This window comes from Streptomyces sp. BI87, assembly GCF_025957665.1.
Lineage (GTDB): Bacteria > Actinomycetota > Actinomycetes > Streptomycetales > Streptomycetaceae > Streptomyces > Streptomyces albidoflavus.
In genome coordinates this window covers 3,917,100-3,936,145 of record NZ_CP110079.1, presented here as the reverse complement: position 1 = coordinate 3,936,145, position 19,046 = coordinate 3,917,100, and the positions used below count along the sequence as shown (strand labels likewise).

Annotated in this window: 18 protein-coding genes; 4 read left to right on the top strand and 14 right to left on the bottom strand. The window is 73.4% G+C overall.

The features are described from left to right. Nucleotides 1–315 precede the first annotated feature (315 nt). On the top strand, nucleotides 316–741 hold the full coding sequence (locus OIM89_RS17370) for a hydrolase (RefSeq protein WP_217466553.1): 426 nt from the start codon (nucleotides 316–318) through the stop codon (nucleotides 739–741). Nucleotides 742–864: 123 nt separating this feature from the next. Here OIM89_RS17370 and OIM89_RS17365 read toward each other — a convergent pair whose 3' ends face one another. Next, a complete protein-coding gene (locus OIM89_RS17365) occupies nucleotides 865–3,387 on the bottom strand; it encodes an ATP-dependent Clp protease ATP-binding subunit (protein WP_030698872.1) in 2,523 nt (840 codons plus the stop codon). A 407-nt stretch (nucleotides 3,388–3,794) separates the two neighbouring features. On the opposite strand from OIM89_RS17365, the gene OIM89_RS17360 reads away from it, so the two are divergent. Continuing rightward, the gene (locus OIM89_RS17360; RefSeq protein ID WP_247860764.1) at nucleotides 3,795–4,409 is read left to right on the top strand and encodes an SCO3374 family protein; all 615 of its coding nucleotides are present in this window, start codon (nucleotides 3,795–3,797) and stop codon (nucleotides 4,407–4,409) included. On the opposite strand, the gene OIM89_RS17355 is transcribed toward OIM89_RS17360, so the two are convergent. The 10 genes from OIM89_RS17355 to OIM89_RS17310 form a co-directional block, all read right to left on the bottom strand. Continuing rightward, a complete protein-coding gene (locus OIM89_RS17355) occupies nucleotides 4,340–4,681 on the bottom strand; it encodes a histone-like nucleoid-structuring protein Lsr2 (RefSeq protein ID WP_003948890.1) in 342 nt (113 codons plus the stop codon). The genes OIM89_RS17360 and OIM89_RS17355 overlap by 70 nt on opposite strands. A 247-nt stretch (nucleotides 4,682–4,928) precedes the next feature. Continuing rightward, the gene (locus OIM89_RS17350) at nucleotides 4,929–5,543 is read right to left on the bottom strand and encodes an amino-acid N-acetyltransferase (RefSeq protein ID WP_030698874.1); all 615 of its coding nucleotides are present in this window, start codon (nucleotides 5,541–5,543) and stop codon (nucleotides 4,929–4,931) included. A gap of 10 nt (nucleotides 5,544–5,553) precedes the next feature. Then, nucleotides 5,554–6,084 carry a BlaI/MecI/CopY family transcriptional regulator gene (locus OIM89_RS17345; protein WP_229360081.1) on the bottom strand — a complete coding sequence of 177 codons (531 nt, stop codon included), beginning with the start codon at nucleotides 6,082–6,084 and terminating at the stop codon, nucleotides 5,554–5,556. 191 nt (nucleotides 6,085–6,275) lie between these two features. Next, nucleotides 6,276–6,458: a hypothetical protein gene (locus tag OIM89_RS17340; RefSeq protein ID WP_030698876.1), complete on the bottom strand. Its 183-nt coding sequence runs from the start codon at nucleotides 6,456–6,458 to the stop codon at nucleotides 6,276–6,278. An 81-nt stretch (nucleotides 6,459–6,539) separates the two neighbouring features. Beyond that, a complete protein-coding gene (locus OIM89_RS17335; RefSeq protein ID WP_030698877.1) occupies nucleotides 6,540–7,148 on the bottom strand; it encodes a hypothetical protein in 609 nt (202 codons plus the stop codon). Nucleotides 7,149–7,326: 178 nt separating this feature from the next. After that, nucleotides 7,327–8,124: a type III pantothenate kinase gene (locus OIM89_RS17330; protein ID WP_003948895.1), complete on the bottom strand. Its 798-nt coding sequence runs from the start codon at nucleotides 8,122–8,124 to the stop codon at nucleotides 7,327–7,329. Further along, complete coding sequence (gene nadC, locus OIM89_RS17325) at nucleotides 8,124–9,143, bottom strand: carboxylating nicotinate-nucleotide diphosphorylase (RefSeq protein WP_047471004.1); 1,020 nt, start codon at nucleotides 9,141–9,143, stop codon at nucleotides 8,124–8,126. The genes OIM89_RS17330 and nadC overlap by 1 nt, the downstream gene beginning before the upstream one ends. 70 nt (nucleotides 9,144–9,213) lie before the next feature. Beyond that, nucleotides 9,214–10,962: an L-aspartate oxidase gene (locus OIM89_RS17320; protein WP_175457491.1), complete on the bottom strand. Its 1,749-nt coding sequence runs from the start codon at nucleotides 10,960–10,962 to the stop codon at nucleotides 9,214–9,216. Next, nucleotides 10,959–11,990 carry a pantoate--beta-alanine ligase gene (panC, locus tag OIM89_RS17315; protein WP_264491408.1) on the bottom strand — a complete coding sequence of 344 codons (1,032 nt, stop codon included), beginning with the start codon at nucleotides 11,988–11,990 and terminating at the stop codon, nucleotides 10,959–10,961. The genes OIM89_RS17320 and panC overlap by 4 nt, the downstream gene beginning before the upstream one ends. Then, the gene (locus tag OIM89_RS17310) at nucleotides 11,987–12,985 is read right to left on the bottom strand and encodes a Rossmann-like and DUF2520 domain-containing protein (RefSeq protein ID WP_175457490.1); all 999 of its coding nucleotides are present in this window, start codon (nucleotides 12,983–12,985) and stop codon (nucleotides 11,987–11,989) included. The genes panC and OIM89_RS17310 overlap by 4 nt, the downstream gene beginning before the upstream one ends. A 259-nt stretch (nucleotides 12,986–13,244) precedes the next feature. On the opposite strand from OIM89_RS17310, the gene OIM89_RS17305 reads away from it, so the two are divergent. Further along, a complete protein-coding gene (locus OIM89_RS17305; protein WP_264491407.1) occupies nucleotides 13,245–14,480 on the top strand; it encodes a threonine aldolase family protein in 1,236 nt (411 codons plus the stop codon). Nucleotides 14,481–14,506: 26 nt separating this feature from the next. Here OIM89_RS17305 and OIM89_RS17300 read toward each other — a convergent pair whose 3' ends face one another. Both OIM89_RS17300 and OIM89_RS17295 read right to left on the bottom strand, forming a co-directional pair. Continuing rightward, nucleotides 14,507–15,196, bottom strand: coding sequence for a response regulator (locus OIM89_RS17300; RefSeq protein WP_030698883.1), 690 nt, complete (start codon nucleotides 15,194–15,196; stop codon nucleotides 14,507–14,509). 112 nt (nucleotides 15,197–15,308) lie between these two features. Beyond that, nucleotides 15,309–16,514, bottom strand: a complete 1,206-nt coding sequence (locus tag OIM89_RS17295; RefSeq protein ID WP_264491406.1) for a sensor histidine kinase — start codon at nucleotides 16,512–16,514, stop codon at nucleotides 15,309–15,311. A 189-nt stretch (nucleotides 16,515–16,703) separates the two neighbouring features. On the opposite strand from OIM89_RS17295, the gene OIM89_RS17290 reads away from it, so the two are divergent. Continuing rightward, nucleotides 16,704–17,750, top strand: a complete 1,047-nt coding sequence (locus tag OIM89_RS17290) for an SAM-dependent methyltransferase (RefSeq protein WP_226965424.1) — start codon at nucleotides 16,704–16,706, stop codon at nucleotides 17,748–17,750. Between the two features lie 137 nt (nucleotides 17,751–17,887). Here OIM89_RS17290 and OIM89_RS17285 read toward each other — a convergent pair whose 3' ends face one another. Then, entirely contained in the window at nucleotides 17,888–19,030 is a 1,143-nt protein-coding gene (locus tag OIM89_RS17285; protein ID WP_030698886.1) for an NADH-quinone oxidoreductase subunit D, read from the bottom strand. Nucleotides 19,031–19,046 lie beyond the last annotated feature (16 nt).

The following is a 19,046-nucleotide window of genomic DNA, read 5'->3' as shown; positions in this document are numbered from 1 at the left end:
TAGGACGCCGCCGCAACCCCCGGACAAGGGGGATGCGGGGGGGGTCGGGGGCCTCCACAAGGGCCTCGGGAGAGGTCCGGGCGCCTGAGAACGGGGCTCGACAGGCCCTGCGCAGAGCCTCGGCGCCTCGCCCCTCCGCCGAGGAGCCCCGGAACGGCCTTGATCCGGGCCGCCCGGGCGGCCAGCGTGCGGCCATGGGATCACCGGGACGGGCCCGCGAGGACGCGGAAGCAGGCAAGGGTGCGGGAGCAGGGGCGACGGCCGGAACCTGCCTGCCTTCTCCCGCTGCCCCTCCGGCCCGGCAGGATTGCCCCCGTGCCCCCACTCCTCACCGGCCTCCCGGCCGACCTCTGGACCGTCCCGTACGCAGGCTCCCGCTACCCGGGCTCCCCCGCCGCCACCGCCCGCCCCGACCTGGCCCTCGGCGCCAACTGCCAGCTCTACGCCTACGAGGTCCTGCGCCACTTCGGCCGCCCCCTGCCGCCCCTGCGCTCGGCCGAGCTGTGGGCGGACCGCACCGCCACCCGCGAGGTCCCCGGTCCCGCCCCGCTCGACCTGCTCCTGTACAGCCCCGACGGCACGGCGTACGGCGCCCACGTCGGCGTCTGGGTGGCCGAGGGCTCCGTGCTGCACCTGTGCCGCGAGGTGGGTCGCCCGGCCCTCTGGCACCCCGACGACTTCGCGGCGAGGCCCCGCTACCGGCGGCTGGTGGGGGTCAAGCGGGCGCTGCCTCAGGCTTGACCTGGCCGCGGCGCCCCGGGACCGCGCCCCGCCAGAGAAAAAGCCGCCTCCCCGGCCCCGTTCCGAAGAACAGGCCCAGGGAGGCGGCTCAGCGCGGGGGCGCCCCCGAGGGGGCGCTCCGGCTTACTCCTTGCTCAGGTTCGGACCGCCGCCGGCGGCCGACTCGACCGGCGGGGCGTCCGGGAGCGCGGCCTTCTCCTCACCCCGGAAGGTGAAGGTCTTGGCGTCGCCCTCGCCCTCCGTGCCGACGACCACGATGTGGCCGGGGCGGAGGTCGCCGAAGAGGATCTTCTCGGACAGGGTGTCCTCGATCTCCCGCTGGATCGTGCGCCGCAGCGGGCGCGCGCCCAGCACCGGGTCGTAACCCTTCTTGGCGAGCAGCTCCTTGGCCTCCTGGCTGAGCTCCAGGCCCATGTCCCGGTCCTTCAGACGCTCGTCCACGCGGCCGACCATGAGGTCGACGATCTGGAGGATGTCGTCCTGGCTGAGCTGCGGGAAGACGATGACGTCGTCGACACGGTTGAGGAACTCGGGGCGGAAGTGCTGCTTCAGCTCGTCGCTGACCTTCGCCTTCATCCGCTCGTAGTTGCTCTTGGTGTCGCCCTGGGCGGCGAAGCCCAGGTTGAAGCCCTTGGAGATGTCCCGGGTGCCGAGGTTGGTCGTCATGATGATGACCGTGTTCTTGAAGTCGACGACCCGGCCCTGGGAGTCGGTCAGGCGACCGTCCTCCAGGATCTGGAGCAGCGAGTTGAAGATGTCCGGGTGGGCCTTCTCCACCTCGTCGAAGAGGACGACGGAGAACGGCTTGCGGCGTACCTTCTCGGTCAGCTGACCGCCCTCCTCGTACCCCACGTAGCCGGGGGGCGAGCCGAAGAGGCGGGAGACCGTGTGCTTCTCGCTGAACTCCGACATGTCGAGGGAGATCAGTGCCTCCTCGTCACCGAAGAGGAACTCGGCGAGCGCCTTGGACAGCTCGGTCTTACCGACACCGGACGGGCCGGCGAAGATGAACGAGCCACCGGGACGCTTCGGGTCCTTGAGGCCGGCCCGCGTACGCCGGATCGCCCGGGAGAGCGCCTTGACGGCGTCCTTCTGGCCGATGACGCGCTTGTGGAGCTCGTCCTCCATGCGCAGCAGACGCGAGGACTCCTCCTCGGTCAGCTTGAAGACCGGGATGCCCGTGGCCGTGGCCAGGACCTCGGCGATCAGGTCCTCGTCGACCTCGGCGACGACGTCCATGTCGCCGGCCTTCCACTCCTTCTCCCGCTTGGCCTTGGCGGCCAGGAGCTGCTTCTCCTTGTCGCGGAGGGAGGCGGCCTTCTCGAAGTCCTGCGAGTCGATCGCGGACTCCTTGTCCCGGCGGACACCGGCGATCTTCTCGTCGAACTCGCGGAGGTCCGGCGGCGCGGTCATCCGGCGGATGCGCATCCGGGAACCGGCCTCGTCGATCAGGTCGATCGCCTTGTCCGGCAGGAAGCGGTCCGAGATGTACCGGTCGGCCAGGGTCGCGGCGGCCACCAGCGCGGAGTCGGTGATGGAGACCCGGTGGTGGGCCTCGTACCGGTCCCGCAGACCCTTGAGGATCTCGATGGTGTGCGGCAGCGAGGGCTCGGCGACCTGGATCGGCTGGAAGCGGCGCTCCAGCGCGGCGTCCTTCTCCAGGTGCTTGCGGTACTCGTCGAGGGTGGTCGCACCGATCGTCTGGAGCTCACCGCGGGCGAGCATCGGCTTGAGGATCGAGGCGGCGTCGATCGCGCCCTCGGCGGCGCCCGCGCCGACGAGCGTGTGCAGCTCGTCGATGAACAGGACGATGTCGCCGCGGGTGCGGATCTCCTTGAGGACCTTCTTCAGGCGCTCCTCGAAGTCACCGCGGTACCGGGAGCCGGCGACCAGTGCGCCGAGGTCCAGGGTGTAGAGGTGCTTGTCCTTGAGGGTCTCGGGCACCTCGCCCTTGACGATGGCCTGCGCCAGTCCCTCGACGACGGCGGTCTTGCCGACGCCGGGCTCGCCGATGAGGACCGGGTTGTTCTTGGTGCGGCGCGAGAGCACCTGCATGACCCGCTCGATCTCCTTCTCGCGCCCGATGACCGGGTCGAGCTTGGATTCGCGGGCGGCCTGCGTGAGGTTGCGGCCGAACTGGTCGAGGACCAGGGAGGTCGAGGGCGTGCCCTCGGCCGGACCGCCTGCCGTGGCGGCCTCCTTGCCCCCCGAGTAACCGGAGAGCAGCTGGATGACCTGCTGCCGCACCCGGTTCAGGTCGGCGCCCAGCTTCACGAGGACCTGGGCGGCGACGCCCTCGCCCTCGCGGATCAGGCCGAGCAGGATGTGCTCCGTGCCGATGTAGTTGTGGCCGAGCTGGAGGGCCTCGCGGAGCGACAGCTCCAGGACCTTCTTGGCGCGAGGGGTGAAGGGGATGTGGCCGGACGGGGCCTGCTGGCCCTGGCCGATGATCTCCTCCACCTGCTGGCGGACCGCCTCGAGCGAAATCCCGAGGCTCTCCAGGGCCTTAGCGGCGACACCCTCACCCTCGTGGATCAGTCCCAGGAGAATGTGCTCGGTGCCGATGTAGTTGTGGTTGAGCATCCGGGCTTCTTCCTGAGCCAGGACGACAACCCGCCGCGCGCGGTCGGTGAACCTCTCGAACATCGTTAATCGCTCCTCAGAGCGGTCAGGCAGTAAGGGGTCGGTCCCCTCCCTGTCCTTCCGCAGCTTAGTCCCGCAAGCGGGGACCGCTCATTCCAACTGCCGACACCCGTCGATGGCCTCCTGACCCCGAACGCCGACAACTGCTCCAACCCGATGGTGCGAGACGATGTTCCCGCAGGCCAAGCTGTTACCCGCACTGCCACTACGCCGATGGCGAACGCGGGACGGCCGGACGAGGCTCGCGCCCCTCCCCACTAGGCATCTCTTACCCGCGCCGACCGGCAGTCCATGCCGATCACCCCCCATCCCTCAGCTACGGGCGAACAGCCTTGCGCCGCCGAATGCCGCGCGGACCTCTCGCCGTACGAACGCTTCGCACACACGTAACGACGCTCCGTAACCCCGGGATGGTTCCCGGCGTTCTCCCCCACATGACATCGACGGACCGCGAGGACGGGGCGTACGGCGCCTGGCGCCGGTGGTACGCGCGGGTGCCGGGGTGGGCGGTGACGGGCGGGGCGCCGCCGCTGCTGCCGGCCGGGGCCGCCTTCGACGCGCTCTCGCTGCCCGCGGCGGCGGGGCGGGAGGTGCTGGACCGGCTGCGCCCCGCGGCGCCGGTGGCGCTCGACGGGGAAACGATGCACCTGCTGGTGGCACCCGGCTCCGCGGGCGAGCTGCCGGGGCTGCTCGACTGGCTGGAGTGGGGGCCGCTCGTACCGGAGCTGCGCGGTGTCGGGGAGGGCGGCCACCTGGTGGCGCCCCCGCCGCCGGGGCTGCCGGGGTCCGGGGTGGCCGCGCGGTGGCTGCGGCCGCCGGTGGCCCGCGGGCCGGGGCGCGCGCCCGTCCTGCCCGGTCTGACGCGTCTGGGCGACGGCGGCGCCCCCGACCTCGTACGGCTGGTGAGCGTGGCGGCCACCGCGTGCCACCGGCTCAGGCTGGGGAGGAGCGGAGATCAGCCGTTGGCCTTCTCGTACTCGGCGCGGATGTTGGCGGGGACGCGGCCACGGTCGTTGATGTCGTAACCGTTCTCCTTGGCCCAGGCACGGATGACCGCGGTCTCGGGGCCGGAACCGCCGGAGGTGGCGCGGGTCGCGCGGCCACGGCCGCCGGTGCTGCGGCCGCCGGTGCGCCGGCCGCCCTTCACGTACCGCTCCAGGAGCGAGCGCAGCTCTTCCGCGTGCTCGGACTTGAGGTCGATCTCGTAGGACTTGCCGTCGAGCGCGAACGTCACGGTCTCGTCCGCCTCGCCACCGTCGAGGTCATCGACAAGAAGGACCTGAACCTTCTGTGCCACGGGATTTCCTTTCATCGATAACTTCAGGGCCGAGGCTGCAGCGGACGTCCGCTGTTTCGCCGTCCCCTGTTATATGCAGTACGCCGGAAAGCAAACCGCTTTTCACCGGAAAACACAAACCCCCGGAGGGAACCGATGCGCGCAAGAGTCCGGGATGAGGTCCGGAAACGTGCGCGTTTCGGACATAGCTCACCACAGTCGGGCCGCGTTCGGGAAATGGCGGGCGATCGCCGTACAGCTCCGGGGCTCAGAGATGCAGAAGCATCCGGCTGTTGCCGAGGGTGTTCGGTTTCACCCGTTCGAGCCCGAGGAACTCCGCGACACCCTCGTCATAGGAACGCAGCAGCTCGCTGTAGACGTCGTGATCGACCGGTGTCTCACCGATCTCGACGAAGCCGTGACGGGCGAAGAAGTCGACCTCGAAGGTGAGGCAGAAAACCCTTCGCACTCCCAGCCAGCGCGCGGTCTGAAGGAGCTTGCCGAGCACCTGATGCCCCACACCCGCGCCTCTGACCTCAGGATTCACCGCGAGAGTGCGGACTTCGGCGAGGTCTTCCCACATCACGTGAAGGGCGCCGCACCCCACCACCTCGGCGTTGTCGTCGCGTTCCGCCACCCAGAACTCCTGGATGTCCTCGTAAAGGGTCACCGTCGCTTTGTCGAGCAGGATGCCCTTGCGTACGTAGGAGTCGAGCAGAGAGCGGACCGCGGGGATGTCGCTGGTGCGGGCGCGGCGGACGCTCAGGGCTTTCGCGGGGAGTGCGCCATTGCCGCCCGGCGCGCGGCCCGGTGCGGCCCCGTCCGGCGCGGCCGGGTGTTCTGCTGCTGCTTCTGCGGAGTCATCCGCCGACCCTGAGGACATACCGGCGACGCTATCGCCCGCCACCGGTCCCGGGGGCACCGCCCTCCGATTCCGGGAGTTCCGCCCGCGCGGCGGGAGCGGAGGGCGCCTCGGAGTCTTGTGCCGGTTCCGGGGGGCCTTGCGCTTCTCCGGCTTCTGCGGCTTCTTCCGCGCCTTCGGACTCTTCCGCACCTTCCGCGCCTTCCGGTGGCGCGGGGACTTCCCGGGCCCCTTCCGCGGGAAGTTGGATGACACGCATCGCATCACCGAGGGCATCGCGTTGTTCCGGCGACATCATGCCGAAGAAGGCGACGAGTGCGGCGGCCTGGTTGTCGCTGCGCTGCCACGCCTCGTTCATCAAGGCCGCGGCGTACGCGGCCCGGGTCGAGACGGCCGCATATCGATAGGCCCGCCCCTCCGCTTCTCTCCGCACCCAGCCCTTCTGATAGAGATTGTCCATTACCGTCATCACGGTGGTGTAAGCGATCGATCGTTCCTGCTGGAGATCTTCCAGCACTTCCCGAACCGTCACCGGACGGTTCCACTTCCACACCCGTGTCATGACGGCGTCTTCAAGTTCTCCCAGGGGCCGAGGCACAGGTGCACCTTAGTGCGGGAACAGGCGCATTCCCCGGCGGACATGGCGCGGCGCACGAAAAGGGATCGCCCCTTCCCCGTCCCAGGAATGCGGAAACCCCGCTCCGGCCGTGCGGCGGGGCACGGCGGGCGGGGTGCGTCGGGGGACCGGGCCGGTCAGGCGTCCTTGGCCGGTGCGGTGGCCTGCCGGGTGTGGTCGGCGCGGGCGAGGACGGCGTCGACGGCCGCGTCCTCCTTGGCCTTGTTGGCGCCACCCTGGGTCTTCACGATGGTCACGATGAGGCCGCCGAAGAAGAGGGCCATCACCGTGGGAGGCAGAAGCGCGGAGACGTAGTCCATGGGTCCAGGGTAGCCACCGGCTTCCCGGGCACGCGTCCGCCCCCGGCCGTGTCGGCGCGGGGGCGGAGGACGAGGCGCCGGTCAGCCGGCGGCGAGCTTTCTTGGGGGTTCCGGCGGGGCCGGTTTGCGCTTGGGCGGGAAGACCTCGGCGGGGGTGGGGACCGGACGCTCGCGCTCCGGCTCGGGCGTGGCGGGGCGCCGGTCGGGGCCGGGTCCGGCCGGGCGTCGCTCCTCGGCCGCGTCGCCGCCGCCGGGCAGGGCGTGCAGGCGGGTGCGGGAGGCGGGCACCGTGGCCCGTGCGGGCTCGGCCGGGGCCTTGTGGCCGGCCAGTTTGGCCCGGACCGCGCGCTCGACGAGGGCCCGGCAGCGGGCGAGCAGGTCGGACGCCACCGCGTTGCCACGCAGCGCTCTGAGGGCGGCGAGGTCGTCGGGAACCGGCTGGTACCCGGCACCGAGGGCTTCCTCCAGCAGCGGGAGGTACCCGGCGACCGTGCCCGGCAGGGCCGCCCGGTAGCGGGCGAGGTCGGCGAGGAGGAAGTCACGGAGCCGGGCACTCTCGTGGACCGCCTCGTCGACCGAGTGGGCCAGACGCAGACAGGTGGAGACGTCTTCGTCGTCGGCGGTGCTGGGATGGAGGGCGATGGCGAGGGCGCGTCGGAGCACACGCAGCTCGTCTGCGCTGAACGCCATGCCGCCGCGGAATCCGTATGGCGTGGGCATGGGCCGACGATACGCACAAACCAGACAAAATCCGCTTAACGTAAATGGGGTGGCGCGGTTCCGCACGTCAGGGCCCACCGAACGGCCCCCGCCGCTCCGCCGGAAGGGCGGACGGACGGGGGCCGGGGGCCGGGGACGCGGGGCGCGGTCAGATACGGGGGCGGTTGCGCTCGTAGACCAGGCGGAGGCCGATGAGGGTGAGCCAGGGCTCGTGCTCGTCGATGACGGTGGACTCCTTGAGGACCAGCGGGGCGAGGCCGCCGGTGGCGATGACGGTGACGTCCTCGGGGTCGTCGGCCAGTTCGCGGGCCATCCGGGCGACCACGCCGTCGACCTGGCCGGCGAAGCCGTAGATGATGCCGGACTGCATCGCCTCCACGGTGTTCTTGCCGATCACGCTGCGGGGGCGGGCCACCTCGAACTTGCGGAGCTGGGCGCCCTTCGCGCCGAGCGCCTCGACCGAGATCTCGATGCCGGGGGCGATCACGCCGCCGACGTACTCGCCGCGGGCCGAGACGGCGTCGAAGGTGGTGGCGGTGCCGAAGTCGACGACGACCGCGGGGCCGCCGAAGAGTTCCATGGCGGCGGCCGCGTTGATGATGCGGTCGGCGCCGACCTCCTTCGGGTTGTCCATGAGGATCGGCACGCCGGTCTTGATGCCGGGCTCGACCAGGACGGCGGGCACGTCGCCGTAGTACCGCCGGGTGACCTCGCGCAGCTCGTGCAGGACCGAGGGGACCGTCGAGCAGATGGCGATGCCGTCGATGCCGTCGCCCAGTTCCTCGCCGAGCAGCGGGTGGGTGCCCATCAGGCCCTGGAGGAGGACGGCCAGTTCGTCGGCGGTGCGCCTCGGGTCGGTGGAGATCCGCCAGTGCTCGACGATCTCGTCGGCGTCGAAGAGACCGAGAACGGTGTGGGTGTTGCCGACGTCGATGGTGAGCAGCATCAGGCGCCCGCTCCCTCGACGAGGGTGAGGCGGGCCTCGCGCAGGTCCAGGCCGATGTCGAGGATGGGCGCGGAGTGGGTGAGGGCACCCACCGCGAGGTAGTCGACGCCGGTCTCGGCGTAGGCGCGGGCGTTCTCCAGGGTGAGGCGGCCCGAGGACTCCAGCAGGGCGCGGCCGTCGACCAGGGCGACGGCCTCCTCGGTCTCGATGGTGGTGAAGTTGTCCAGCAGGATCAGGTCGGCGCCCGCGTCCACCACCTCGCGGAGCTGGTGCAGGGTGTCGACCTCCACCTCGATGGGTACCTCGGGGAACCGCTCGCGGACCGCGCGGAAGGCGGCGGCGACGCCGCCCGCGGCCACCACGTGGTTGTCCTTGACCAGGGCCGCGTCCGAGAGCGACATCCGGTGGTTGACGCCGCCGCCGCAGCGGACCGCGTACTTCTCCAGGGCGCGCAGGCCCGGGGTGGTCTTGCGGGTGTCGCGGACCTTCGCCTTGGTGCCTTCCAGGGCGTCGGCCCAGGCGCGGGTGGCGGTGGCGATGCCGGAGAGGCGACAGAGGAGGTTGAGGGCGCTGCGCTCGGCGGTGAGCAGGTCGCGGGTGCGGGCGGTGACGGTCAGCAGGGGCTCGCCGGCGACGATCCGGTCGCCGTCCTCGGCGTGCCGCTCCACCTCGAACTCCTCGGTGGCCACGATCGACAGCACCGCCTCGGCGATCTGGAGACCGGCGACCGTGCCGTTCTCCCGCGCGGTGAAGTCGGCGACGGCGACGGCGGACTCGGGGATGGTGGCGACGGTGGTGACGTCCTCGCCGTCGGCGAGGTCCTCGGCGAGCGCCAGCAGGGCGACCTGCTCGACGTCGAACGGGTCGATGCCGGCGGCGGTGAAGAGGGCGGCCAGCGCCGGGTCGATGGTCAGGTCGCTCTCCTCGGGCGCGTGCCCGCAGCCGCAGGAGTCACCGCAGCCGCCGCCCTCGTCCTGGGCGCCGATCCGGTGGAGGGGGAGGTCGGGGGTGCTGCTCACGGTCGGGGCTCCTGGGGAGGGTGGGGTCCGGATGGGCGGGGGTCGGCCGGTGCGTGGCCGCCGGTACGGCTCACGGCGTCTCCCCGGCCGGGACGGTGGCCGGGAGACCGGCTCCGTCGGTGGTGTGCACACTGAGCGTACGGTCCTGGTTCAGCCGGGTGACGAGATGGCGGCGCCAGTGGGTGTCGTCCCGGTCCGGGTGGTCCTCGCGCCAGTGGCAGCCGCGGGTCTCGGTGCGGCGGCGGGCGGAGTCGACGAGGACCCGGGCGACGCAGAGGAGGTTGGTCGCCTCCCAGCTCTCGGCGCCCGGCTCGGCGGGCTTGGCCTCGGCGGGCGCGCCCTCGGCCGTCGTGTCCCCGGCCTGCGCGCGGAGGGCGGAGAGGGTCTCGGCGGCCTCGGCCAGGGAGGCTTCGGAACGGATCACTCCGGCGCCGCGCGTCATGGCCCGCTGGATCGCGAACCGCTGCTCGGGGGCGAGGAGCGGGATCGTCTCGGTCCGGGCGGGCTCGGCCGGTACGGGCGCGGGGGCACCGGCCGGGCGGGCCGCCACGATCGCCTCGGCGATGCGCTCGGCGTAGACCAGGCCCTCCAGGAGGGAGTTGGAGGCGAGCCGGTTGGCGCCGTGGACGCCGGTGCAGGCGGTCTCCCCGCAGGCGTAGAGGCCGGGGAGGGTGGTGCGGCCCGAGCGGTCGGTGCGGATGCCGCCGGAGGCGTAGTGGGCGGCGGGGGCGACCGGGACCGGCTCGGTGACCGGGTCGATGCCGTGGGCGCGGCAGGCGGCGAGGATGGTCGGGAAGCGCTCGGCCCACATCTCGGCGCCGAAATGACGGCCGTCGAGGTACATGTGCTCGGCGTCCTGCTCCAGCATCCGGCGGGTGATCGCCTTGGCGACGATGTCGCGGGGGGCCAGCTCGGCCAGCTCGTGCCGGCCCACCATGAACCGCGTGCCGCCGGCGTCGACCAGGTACGCCCCCTCGCCCCGGACCGCCTCGGAGACCAGCGGCTGCTGGCCCTCGGCGTCGGCGCCGAGGAAGAGGACGGTCGGGTGGAACTGGACGAACTCCAGGTCGGAGACCTCGGCCCCGGCGCGCAGGGCGAGCGCCACGCCGTCCCCGGTGGAGACGGCCGGGTTGGTGGTGGCGGAGAAGACCTGGCCCATGCCGCCGGTGGCGAGGACCACGGCGGGGGCGTGGATGGCGCCGACGCCGTCGTGCCGCCCCTCCCCCATGACGTGCAGGGTGACGCCCGCGGTGCGGCCCTCGGCGTCGGTGAGCAGGTCGAGGACGAGGGCGTTCTCGACGGTGCGGATGCGGCGGGCGCGCACGGCCTCGACCAGGGCGCGGGAGATCTCCGCGCCGGTCGCGTCGCCGCCCGCGTGGGCGATGCGGCGCCGGTGGTGGCCGCCCTCGCGGGTGAGCGCGATGGTGCCCGCCGCGTCGGCCTTGTCGAAGACGGCGCCGGTGTCGATGAGGCGGCGTACGGCGTCGGGCCCCTCGGTGACGAGCAGGCGGACGGCGTCCGCGTCGCAGAGTCCGGCGCCGGCGACGAGGGTGTCGTCGAGGTGCTGCTCGGGGGTGTCGCCCTCGCCGAGCGCGGCGGCGATCCCGCCCTGCGCCCACCGCGTCGACCCGTCGTCGAGCCGCGCCTTGGTGACGACGACCGTACGCAGTCCGGCCGCGGCGCAGCGCAGGGCGGCGGTGAGTCCGGCGACGCCGCTGCCGACCACCACGACGTCGGCGGGCTCGGCCCAGCCCGGGGCGGGCGCGGGCAGCCGTATCGCCGTGCGGGGGGCGGTCGGTGCGGAGGGCTGGCCGGTCACGAGGCGGCTCCGTGCGGTGCGAAGTGGAGGGGGAGGTTGTCGATGAGGCGGGTGGTGCCGACCTTGGCCGCGACGGCGAGGAGGGCGTCCCCTTCGTGGTCCTCGGTGATCTCGGCGAAGGTGGCCGGGTCGATGAGGGCGAGGTAGTCGAGGACGAGCGGCGGCTCGGCGCGGGCCGCTTCCTCCAGGACGGCACGGGCGGACTCGCGGACGGCGGCCGGGCCCGGGAGCCGCGCGTGGGCCACGGCGTGCGCGTCGGCGGCGAGCCGGGACTCGCCGAGGGCGTCGAGCGCCTCGGCGCGGGCGGCGTCGCCGGGGGCCGCGTCGGCACGGTCGCGCAGGGCTTCCTGGGCACCGAGGCGGTCGCGTCCGGCGAACAGGGCGCGGGAGAGGGCGAGGGCGGTGCGGCGCTCGGCCGGGGAGAGGAAGCGGTTGCGGCTGGAGCGGGCCAGCCCGTCGTCCTCGCGGACGGTGGGGACGGCGACGATCTCGACGCCGAAGTTGAGGTCCTGGACCATCCGCCGGATCAGCGCGAGCTGCTGGGCGTCCTTCTGGCCGTAGAGGGCGAGGTCGGGCCGGGTGAGGTGGAGGAGTTTGGCGACGACGGTGAGCATGCCGTCGAAGTGACCGGGGCGGGTGGCGCCCTCCAGGAGTCCGCCGAGCGGCCCGGCGGTGATCCTGACCTGCGGTTCGCCGCCCGGGTAGACCTCGTCGACGGAGGGCGCGAAGACCAGGTCGGCGCCGGCCGCGCGGGCGGTGGCCAGGTCGGCGTCGAGGGTGCGCGGATACCGGTCGAGGTCCTCGCCCGCGCCGAACTGGAGCGGGTTGACGAAGACGGTGACGACGACCTGCCCGTCGTCTCCGGCCAGTTCGCGGGCGGTGCGGACGAGCTGGGCGTGGCCCTCGTGGAGCGCGCCCATGGTCATCACCACGGCCCGGCGCCCGGGGCGCGGCGCGGCGTGCAGTTCGGCGGCGGTGCGGACGAGGGTGGCGGCCGGCGCCGGGGAGGTGGGGGTGGGGTGGGTCATCGGTCCTGTCCGTCCTGGTCTTCGCCGTCGGGGCGCTCGTCCTGGTGGTCGCCGTCGGCGGCGCCGGGTGCCTGGCGGGGTACGGCGTCCTCGGCGCGGTCGGCGAGGACGGCGAGGAGGGCGGCGGCGAGGTCGGGCTTGAGCAGGCCCTGGTCGAGGGCGCGGTCGGCGGTGGCGCGGGCCATCGCGAGGTACCCGGGGACGGTGCGCGGGGCGTGCGCGCGCAACTGCTCGACGTGGGCCTCGACCGTCCCGGCGTCACCACGGGCGACGGGGCCGGTGAGGGCGGCGTCGCCGGAGCGCAGGGCGTTGTCGAGGGCGGCGCCGAGGAGGGGGCCGAGCATCCGGTCGGGGGCGGTGACCCCGGCCGTGCCCAGCAGCTCCATCGCCTCGGCGACCAGGGTGACCAGGTGGTTGGCGCCGAGCGCGAGGGCCGCGTGGTAGAGCGGACGGGCCTCTTCCGCGATCCACTCGGGCTCCCCGCCCATCTCGATGACGAGGGCCTCGGCGGCGAGCCGCAGTTCGTCGGGGGCGGTGACGCCGAAGGAGCAGCCGGCCAGGCGCTGCACGTCGACCGGGGTGCCGGTGAAGGTCATGGCGGGGTGCAGGGCGAGCGGCAGCGCACCGGCCCGGCGGGCGGGGTCGAGCACGCCGACCCCGTACCGGCCGGAGGTGTGCACCAGGAGCTGGCCCGGGCGGACGGCGCCGGTGGCGGCGAGTCCTTCGACCAGGCCGGGCAGGGTGTCGTCCGGGACGGTGAGGAGGACGAGGTCGGCGGCGGCCAGCACCTCGGCCGGGGTGACCAGGGGGACGCCCGGCAGCAGGGCGTCGGCGCGGCGCCGGGAGGCGTCGGAGACCCCGGAGACGGCGACGGGGCGGTGCCCGGCGAGCTGGAGCGCGGCCGCGAGGGCGGGACCGACACGGCCCGCGCCGACCACGCCGACGGTGAGGCGGGCGGGGCGGTCGTGGGGGTCGGGGAGGGAGGGTGTGTTCACTCGGCTGGGGCCTTCCGTTCCAGTCCGCTGGGGGTACCGGACGATTTCCGTCATGCTAACGCGGGCCATTCGGGCGGGGCGCGCGGTTGTCCACAGGCTGTGCATATTTGTACGACCGGCGGAGTGACAGCCTCCATTTGGTCTCTCCGCAGGTCGCGCCGGAGCGGCGGGCACCGGACCGGCGAACCGGACCGAATGCCTCCGCACCTGCTTCCGCGACGCCCGCCACGCTCTCCCACGGCTGGGACATCATCGGGGCATGAACGAGAACGAGCGGAATCGGCAGAGGGTGACGGACCCCGCGGAGCGGACCGGGAGGGTGTCACCCGTCCCGGAGGGAAGCGAGCAGGGCGAGGCTCCCGGCGAGAGCGAGGCGCACGCCCGGCGCGCGGCGGCCCTGCGGGGCGCGGAACGCGTCCTCGCGCGCCACAGCATGGACGCCACCCTCCAGGAGCGGCTGGCCGCGCTGCCCGCGCAGGCTGCCTCCGTCTACGACCTGGCGGAGCCGGTGGACGTGTACGGCAACGGCGTGGTCGAGGCCCTGGAGGACCGGGTCGCCGACGCGCTCGGCACCGAGGCCGCCGCCTTCTTCCCCACCGGGACGATGGCCCAGCAGGTCGCTCTGCGCTGCTGGGCGGGGCGTTCGGGGAACAACACGGTGGCGCTCCATCCGCTGTCCCACCCCGAGGTGCACGAGGGTGGCGCGCTCGGCTCGGTCAGCGGGCTGCGCACGGTCCACCCGACGCGGGAGCGAAGGCTGCCGACCGCCGCCGAGGTGCGGGACTTCCCGGAGCCCTTCGGCACCCTGATGCTGGAGCTGCCGCTACGGGACGCCGGTTTCACCCTGCCCACCTGGGAGGAGCTGACGGAGGTGGTGGCCGCCGCCCGCGAGCGGGACGCCGTGGTCCACCTCGACGGCGCCCGGCTCTGGGAGTGCACCACCCACTTCGGCCGCCCCCTGCAGGAGATCGCCGCCCTCGCCGACACCGTCTACGTCTCCTTCTACAAGTCGCTGGAGGGCATCGGCGGCGCCGCCCTGGCGGGCCCGGCCGAGCTGGTGGAGGAGGCCAGGACCTGGCGCCACCGGTACGGCGGCCAGGTCTTTCAGCAGTTCCCCACCGCCCTCGCCGCCCTGCACGGCTCGGAGACGGTCCTGCCGCTGCTCCCCTCCTACGTGGCCAAGGCCCAGGAGGTCGCCGAGGCGATCGGCGCCGGGTTCACCGCGGCCGGCCTGCCGTGGTTCCGGCTCCACCCCCGGCCGGTCCACACCCACCAGTTCCAGGTCTGGCTGCCGTACGAGGCGAAGGCGCTGGACGCGGCCGTCACGGAGCTGGCCGAGGAGACGGGCACGGCCCTGTTCCGCCGCTGGACGCCGGGGGACGCGCCGGGCGTCTCGATGGCCGAGGTGACGGTGGCGGGGCCGGGGCTGGCGTGGTCGCGGGAGGAGGTCGCCGGGGCCGCCGAGGAGTTCGCGCGGCGGGTGTCGGCGGGGTGAGCCGGGGCTGAGCGGGGGCCGCGGCCTCAGCGGGCGCCGCCGGTCCCCCCGGAGCCGGCGCGGACCAGGCGCGTCTCGTAGGCGAGGACGACGACCTGGACGCGGTCGCGCAGGCCGAGCTTGGTGAGGATGCGGCCCACGTGGGTCTTGACGGTGGCCTCGGAGAGGACGAGGTGGGCGGCGATCTCGCCGTTGGAGAGGCCCTGGGCGACGAGGACCATCACCTCGCGCTCCCGCCCGGTGAGCCGGTCCAGTCCGGCGTGCCGGGGGGCGGCGGAGGCGTCGGGGAGCATCGGGGCGAACCGGTCGAGGAGGCGGCGTGTGGTCGACGGCGCGACCACGGCGTCCCCGCTGTGCACGGAACGGATCGCGGTGAGCAGTTCGGAAGGAGGAACGTCCTTGAGCATGAACCCGCTGGCGCCGGCCCTGAGGCCGGTGAAGGCGTACTCGTCCAGGTCGAAGGTGGTCAGGATCAGCACCTTCGGCGGGTTCTCGGCGGCGCAGATCCGCCGGGTGGCCTCCACGCCGTCCAGGCGCGGCATCCGCACGTCCATCAGCACCACGTCGGTGGCGGTGGAGCGCAGCGCCTCGATCGCCTCGGCGCCGTCGCTCGCCTCCGCGACCACCTCCATGTCGGGCTGGGCCGAGAGCACCATGCGGAAGCCGGTGCGCAGCAGCGCCTGGTCGTCGACGAGCATCACGCGGATCGGCGCCATGCGAATCCCTTCCCTGTCCTGTCCGGGTACTGCCTGGTACTGCTGCGGTGGTGGCTTTCGCGGCCCGGTCCGCCGGGCGTGGGCCGCCTGCCGGGGCGGTCCGTCGAGGATGTCACCCCGCCGGTTTCAGCGGGAGCAGGACGCTGACGCGGAAGCCGCCGCCCGGGCGCGGGCCCGCGTCCAGCGTGCCGCCGACCATGCCGACGCGTTCGCGCATCCCGATCAGCCCCTGGCCCTGGCCGTCGGCGCCGCCCTCCCCGTACAGCTCGCGGGGGGCACCGGCGCCGTCGTCCTCGACCAGGACGCCGACGCCGTCGTCGAAGTAGACGAGCCGGACGCTGGCGCCGACGTCGGGCCCGGCGTGCTTGCGGGTGTTGGTCAGGGCTTCCTGGACGATGCGGTAGGCGGTGAGGCCGACGCCGCTGGGCAGCGGGCGCGGGGAGCCCTCGACGCGGTAGTCGACGGCGAGCCCGGCGGCCCGCACCTGCTCGATCAGCTCGCCGAGCTGGTCGGCGTCGGGCTGCGGAACGTACTCGCCGGTGTCGGGCTGGCCGTCGCTGCGCAGCACGCCGAGCAGCCGGCGCATCTCGGCGAGCGCCTGGCGGCCGGTGGTGGAAATGGTCTCCAGCGCGGCCTTGGCCTGCTCGGGGGCGGCGTCGATGACGTACGCGGCGCCGTCGGCCTGGACCACCATGACCGAGACGTTGTGGGCGACCACGTCGTGGAGTTCCCGGGCGATGCGGGCCCGTTCGGCGGCGACGACGATCTTGGCCTGGGCCTCGCGTTCCCGCTCCAGCCGGTCGGCCCGCTCCTCCAGCTGCTCGAAGTAGGCCCGGCGGGTGCGCAGCGAGTCACCCAGCACCCAGGCGAGGACGAACGGCACCGTCATCACGGCCGCCCAGAACAGCCGGGCCGCCGTCCCTCCGCTCTCCAGCGGCCAGCGGGCCTGGGCGAGCGGCGCCGCGAGGATTCCGCCGACGAGCGCCAGCCGCGAGGCCCACTTCTCCCCGTGGGCCGCGGCGGTGTGGATGACCACCAGCATCGCGAAGTCGGCCGGGATCACCGGCACGTCCAGGATCAGCTGGGCCACGCCGCCCGCGACGGCGAGGAGCAGCATCCGCTCCGGCGCCTTCCGGCGCAGCGCGACCACCACGCAGAACACCACGGTGATCACGAGGTGCGGAACGAGGGCGATCCGCCGGGGGGCGCCCGGGTCGGCCGGCAGCAGCTCCATCGAGCTGACACCGAGCAGGACGACGGCCCAGAAGCAGTCGACCCACGTGGGGTGTCGGCGGATGAAATCGTAGAGACGCTGCACGTGACCCAGCGTATGCAGGTCGCCGAAGCACCCGGGTCAACCGGAGGGCCGATCCGTGTCCGCCACGCGTACTCCCCTAGGTGGACGCCCGTCACACGCACCCCCTGGCAGCACCACACGCCCCTGCCTCCCGCTTCCCCGACGGAACCGAGGCCGGACCACCCGGCGGGCGCCCCTAGCCTTGGCCGGATGACGAGCGAGGGCGCGTGGCGTGGGTGGCGGGCGGCGACGGAAGAGGCGCTGTACGGGGCGGACGGGTTCTACACGGGTGAGGCGGGTCCGGCCGGGCACTTCCGTACCTCGGTGCACGCCTCGGCGCTGTTCGCGGGGGCGGTGGCCCGGCTGCTCGGCGCGGTCGACCGGGCGCTCGGCGGGCCGCCGGAACTGGCCTTCGTCGACATGGGCGCGGGCCGGGGCGAGCTGAGCGCCGGAGTGCTCCGCGCGCTGGCGCCCGAACTGGCGGCGCGCACCACGGTGTACGCGGTGGAACGGGCAGTGGGCCGCCCGCCCGGGCTGGACCCGCGCATCGAGTGGCGGGCCACTCCCCCCGGCGGGGTGACGGGCCTGCTCTTCGCCAACGAGTGGCTGGACAACGTCCCGGCCGAGGTCGCCGAGGTCGCGCCGGACGGCACGGTGCGCCTGGTGGAGGTCGCGCCGGACGGTACGGAACGGCTGGGCGCCGGGGTCTCGGCCGAGGATGTCGCCTGGCTGGAGCGGTGGTGGCCGCTGGCGGGGGCCGCACCCGGGGCGCGCGCGGAGCTCGGGGGGCCGCGCGACGCCGCCTGGGCCGAGGCCGCCCAGGCGGTGCGGCAGGGCCTGGCCGTGGCGGTGGACTACGGCCACGAGCGCGCGGCCCGGCCCCCGTTCGGCACGCTGACCGGCTTCCGCGAGGGGTGCGAGACGCGTCCGGTGCCGGACGGCTCCTGCGACCTCACGGCGCACGTGGCCCTGGACGCCTGCGCGGCGGCGTTCACCGCGACCCCGGCGGGCGCCTCGGGTCCCGGCCCGGTCCTGCTCACCCAGCGCGAGGCCCTCCACGGTCTCGGGGTCCGGGGCGGGCGCCCGCCGCTCGCGCTGGCCTCCACCGATCCGGGCGCGTACGTACGGGCGCTGAGCGGCGCCGGTGAGGCGGCCGAGCTGACGGCCCGCGGCGGCCTCGGCGACTTCGGCTGGCTGCTCTGTCCGGTGGGCATCCCGCTGCCGCCGCTCGCCGCCGGCCCGGAAGGCGGCGGCTGATGAGGCGGCTCAGGTGCCCGGAGCGGGCACGGCGCGCGGCGCGAGCGGTGCGGAACTGGTGGCTCCGCCGGTACGCAAGGGCCCGCTCCCGCCTCCGTGCCCTGCTCGGCGGCCTCTCTGGCGGGCTCCTCGGCGGCCTACTTGTCGATGTCCCCGACGACGAAGAAGAGCGAGCCCAGGATCGAGACCATGTCCGAGACGAGGGTGCCGGGCAGCAGCACGGTCAGCGCCTGGATGTTGTTGTAGGAGGCGGAGCGGAGCTTGAGCCGGTAGGGGGTCTTCTCCCCCTTGCTGACCAGGTAGTAGCCGTTGATGCCGAGCGGGTTCTCGGTCCAGGCGTAGGTGTGGCCCTCGGGGGCCTTGAGGACCTTCGGCAGCCGCTGGTTGACGGGGCCGGGCGGCAGCTCGGCGTACCGGTCGAGGCAGGCGTCGGCGAGGTCGAGGGAGTTGTAGGTCTGCTCCAGCAGGCACTCGAACCGGGCCAGGCAGTCTCCCTCCTCCCGGGTGACGACCTTGAGGACACCGGCCAGCTCGCCGTAGGCGAGGTACGGCTCGTCGCGGCGGAGGTCGAAGTCGACGCCGGAGGCGCGGGCGATGGGGCCGCTGACCCCGTAGGCGTGGACGTGTTCCTGGCTGAGGACCCCGATGCCCCGGGTGCGGCCGCGGAAGATCTCGTTGCCGAGGACGAGCCGGTCGAAGACGTCCATGCGGGCGCGGACGGCGGCGACGGCGGCGCGGGCGCGCTCGGGCCACCCCGCCGGCAGGTCCTCCTTGAGGCCGCCGACCCGGTTGAACATGTAGTGCATCCGCCCGCCGGAGAGCTCCTCCATGACGGCCTGGAGCTCCTCGCGCTCGGTGAACGCGTGGAACATCGGCGTGATGCCGCCGAGTTCGAGCGGGTACGAGCCGAGGAACATCAGGTGGTTGAGGACCCGGTTCAGCTCGGCGAGGAGCGTCCTGAGCCAGACGGCGCGCTCGGGCACCTCCATGCCGAGCATCCGCTCGACGCCGAGGACCACGCCGAGCTCGTTGGAGAAGGCCGACAGCCAGTCGTGGCGGTTGGCGAGCATGATGATCTGCCGGTAGTCACGCGCCTCGAAGAGTTTCTCGGCACCCCGGTGCATGTAGCCGACGACTGGTTCGGCCGAGACGACCTGCTCCCCGTCGAGCACGATGCGCAGCCTGAGCACGCCGTGGGTGGAGGGGTGCTGGGGCCCGATGTTGAGCACCATGTCGGTGCTCTCCGCGCCGCCGCCGATGCCGATCATCGTCTCCGTCATGGGGCCAGTCTCTCGC

What these genes read in the sequence shown, in the direction of transcription:
- OIM89_RS17305 (WP_264491407.1), top strand. Translation starts at nt 13,245, where the DNA reads ATGAACGAGAACGAGCGGAATCGGCAGAGGGTGACGGACCCCGCGGAG.
- OIM89_RS17300 (WP_030698883.1), bottom strand. Translation starts at nt 15,196, where the DNA reads ATGGCGCCGATCCGCGTGATGCTCGTCGACGACCAGGCGCTGCTGCGC.
- OIM89_RS17285 (WP_030698886.1), bottom strand. Translation starts at nt 19,030, where the DNA reads ATGACGGAGACGATGATCGGCATCGGCGGCGGCGCGGAGAGCACCGAC.
- OIM89_RS17330 (WP_003948895.1), bottom strand. Translation starts at nt 8,124, where the DNA reads ATGCTGCTCACCATCGACGTCGGCAACACCCACACCGTTCTCGGTCTC.
- OIM89_RS17345 (WP_229360081.1), bottom strand. Translation starts at nt 6,084, where the DNA reads ATGACACGGGTGTGGAAGTGGAACCGTCCGGTGACGGTTCGGGAAGTG.
- OIM89_RS17290 (WP_226965424.1), top strand. Translation starts at nt 16,704, where the DNA reads ATGACGAGCGAGGGCGCGTGGCGTGGGTGGCGGGCGGCGACGGAAGAG.
- OIM89_RS17350 (WP_030698874.1), bottom strand. Translation starts at nt 5,543, where the DNA reads ATGTCCTCAGGGTCGGCGGATGACTCCGCAGAAGCAGCAGCAGAACAC.
- OIM89_RS17335 (WP_030698877.1), bottom strand. Translation starts at nt 7,148, where the DNA reads ATGGCGTTCAGCGCAGACGAGCTGCGTGTGCTCCGACGCGCCCTCGCC.
- panC (WP_264491408.1), bottom strand. Translation starts at nt 11,990, where the DNA reads ATGACCCACCCCACCCCCACCTCCCCGGCGCCGGCCGCCACCCTCGTC.
- OIM89_RS17340 (WP_030698876.1), bottom strand. Translation starts at nt 6,458, where the DNA reads ATGGACTACGTCTCCGCGCTTCTGCCTCCCACGGTGATGGCCCTCTTC.
- OIM89_RS17360 (WP_247860764.1), top strand. Translation starts at nt 3,795, where the DNA reads ATGGTTCCCGGCGTTCTCCCCCACATGACATCGACGGACCGCGAGGAC.
- OIM89_RS17365 (WP_030698872.1), bottom strand. Translation starts at nt 3,387, where the DNA reads ATGTTCGAGAGGTTCACCGACCGCGCGCGGCGGGTTGTCGTCCTGGCT.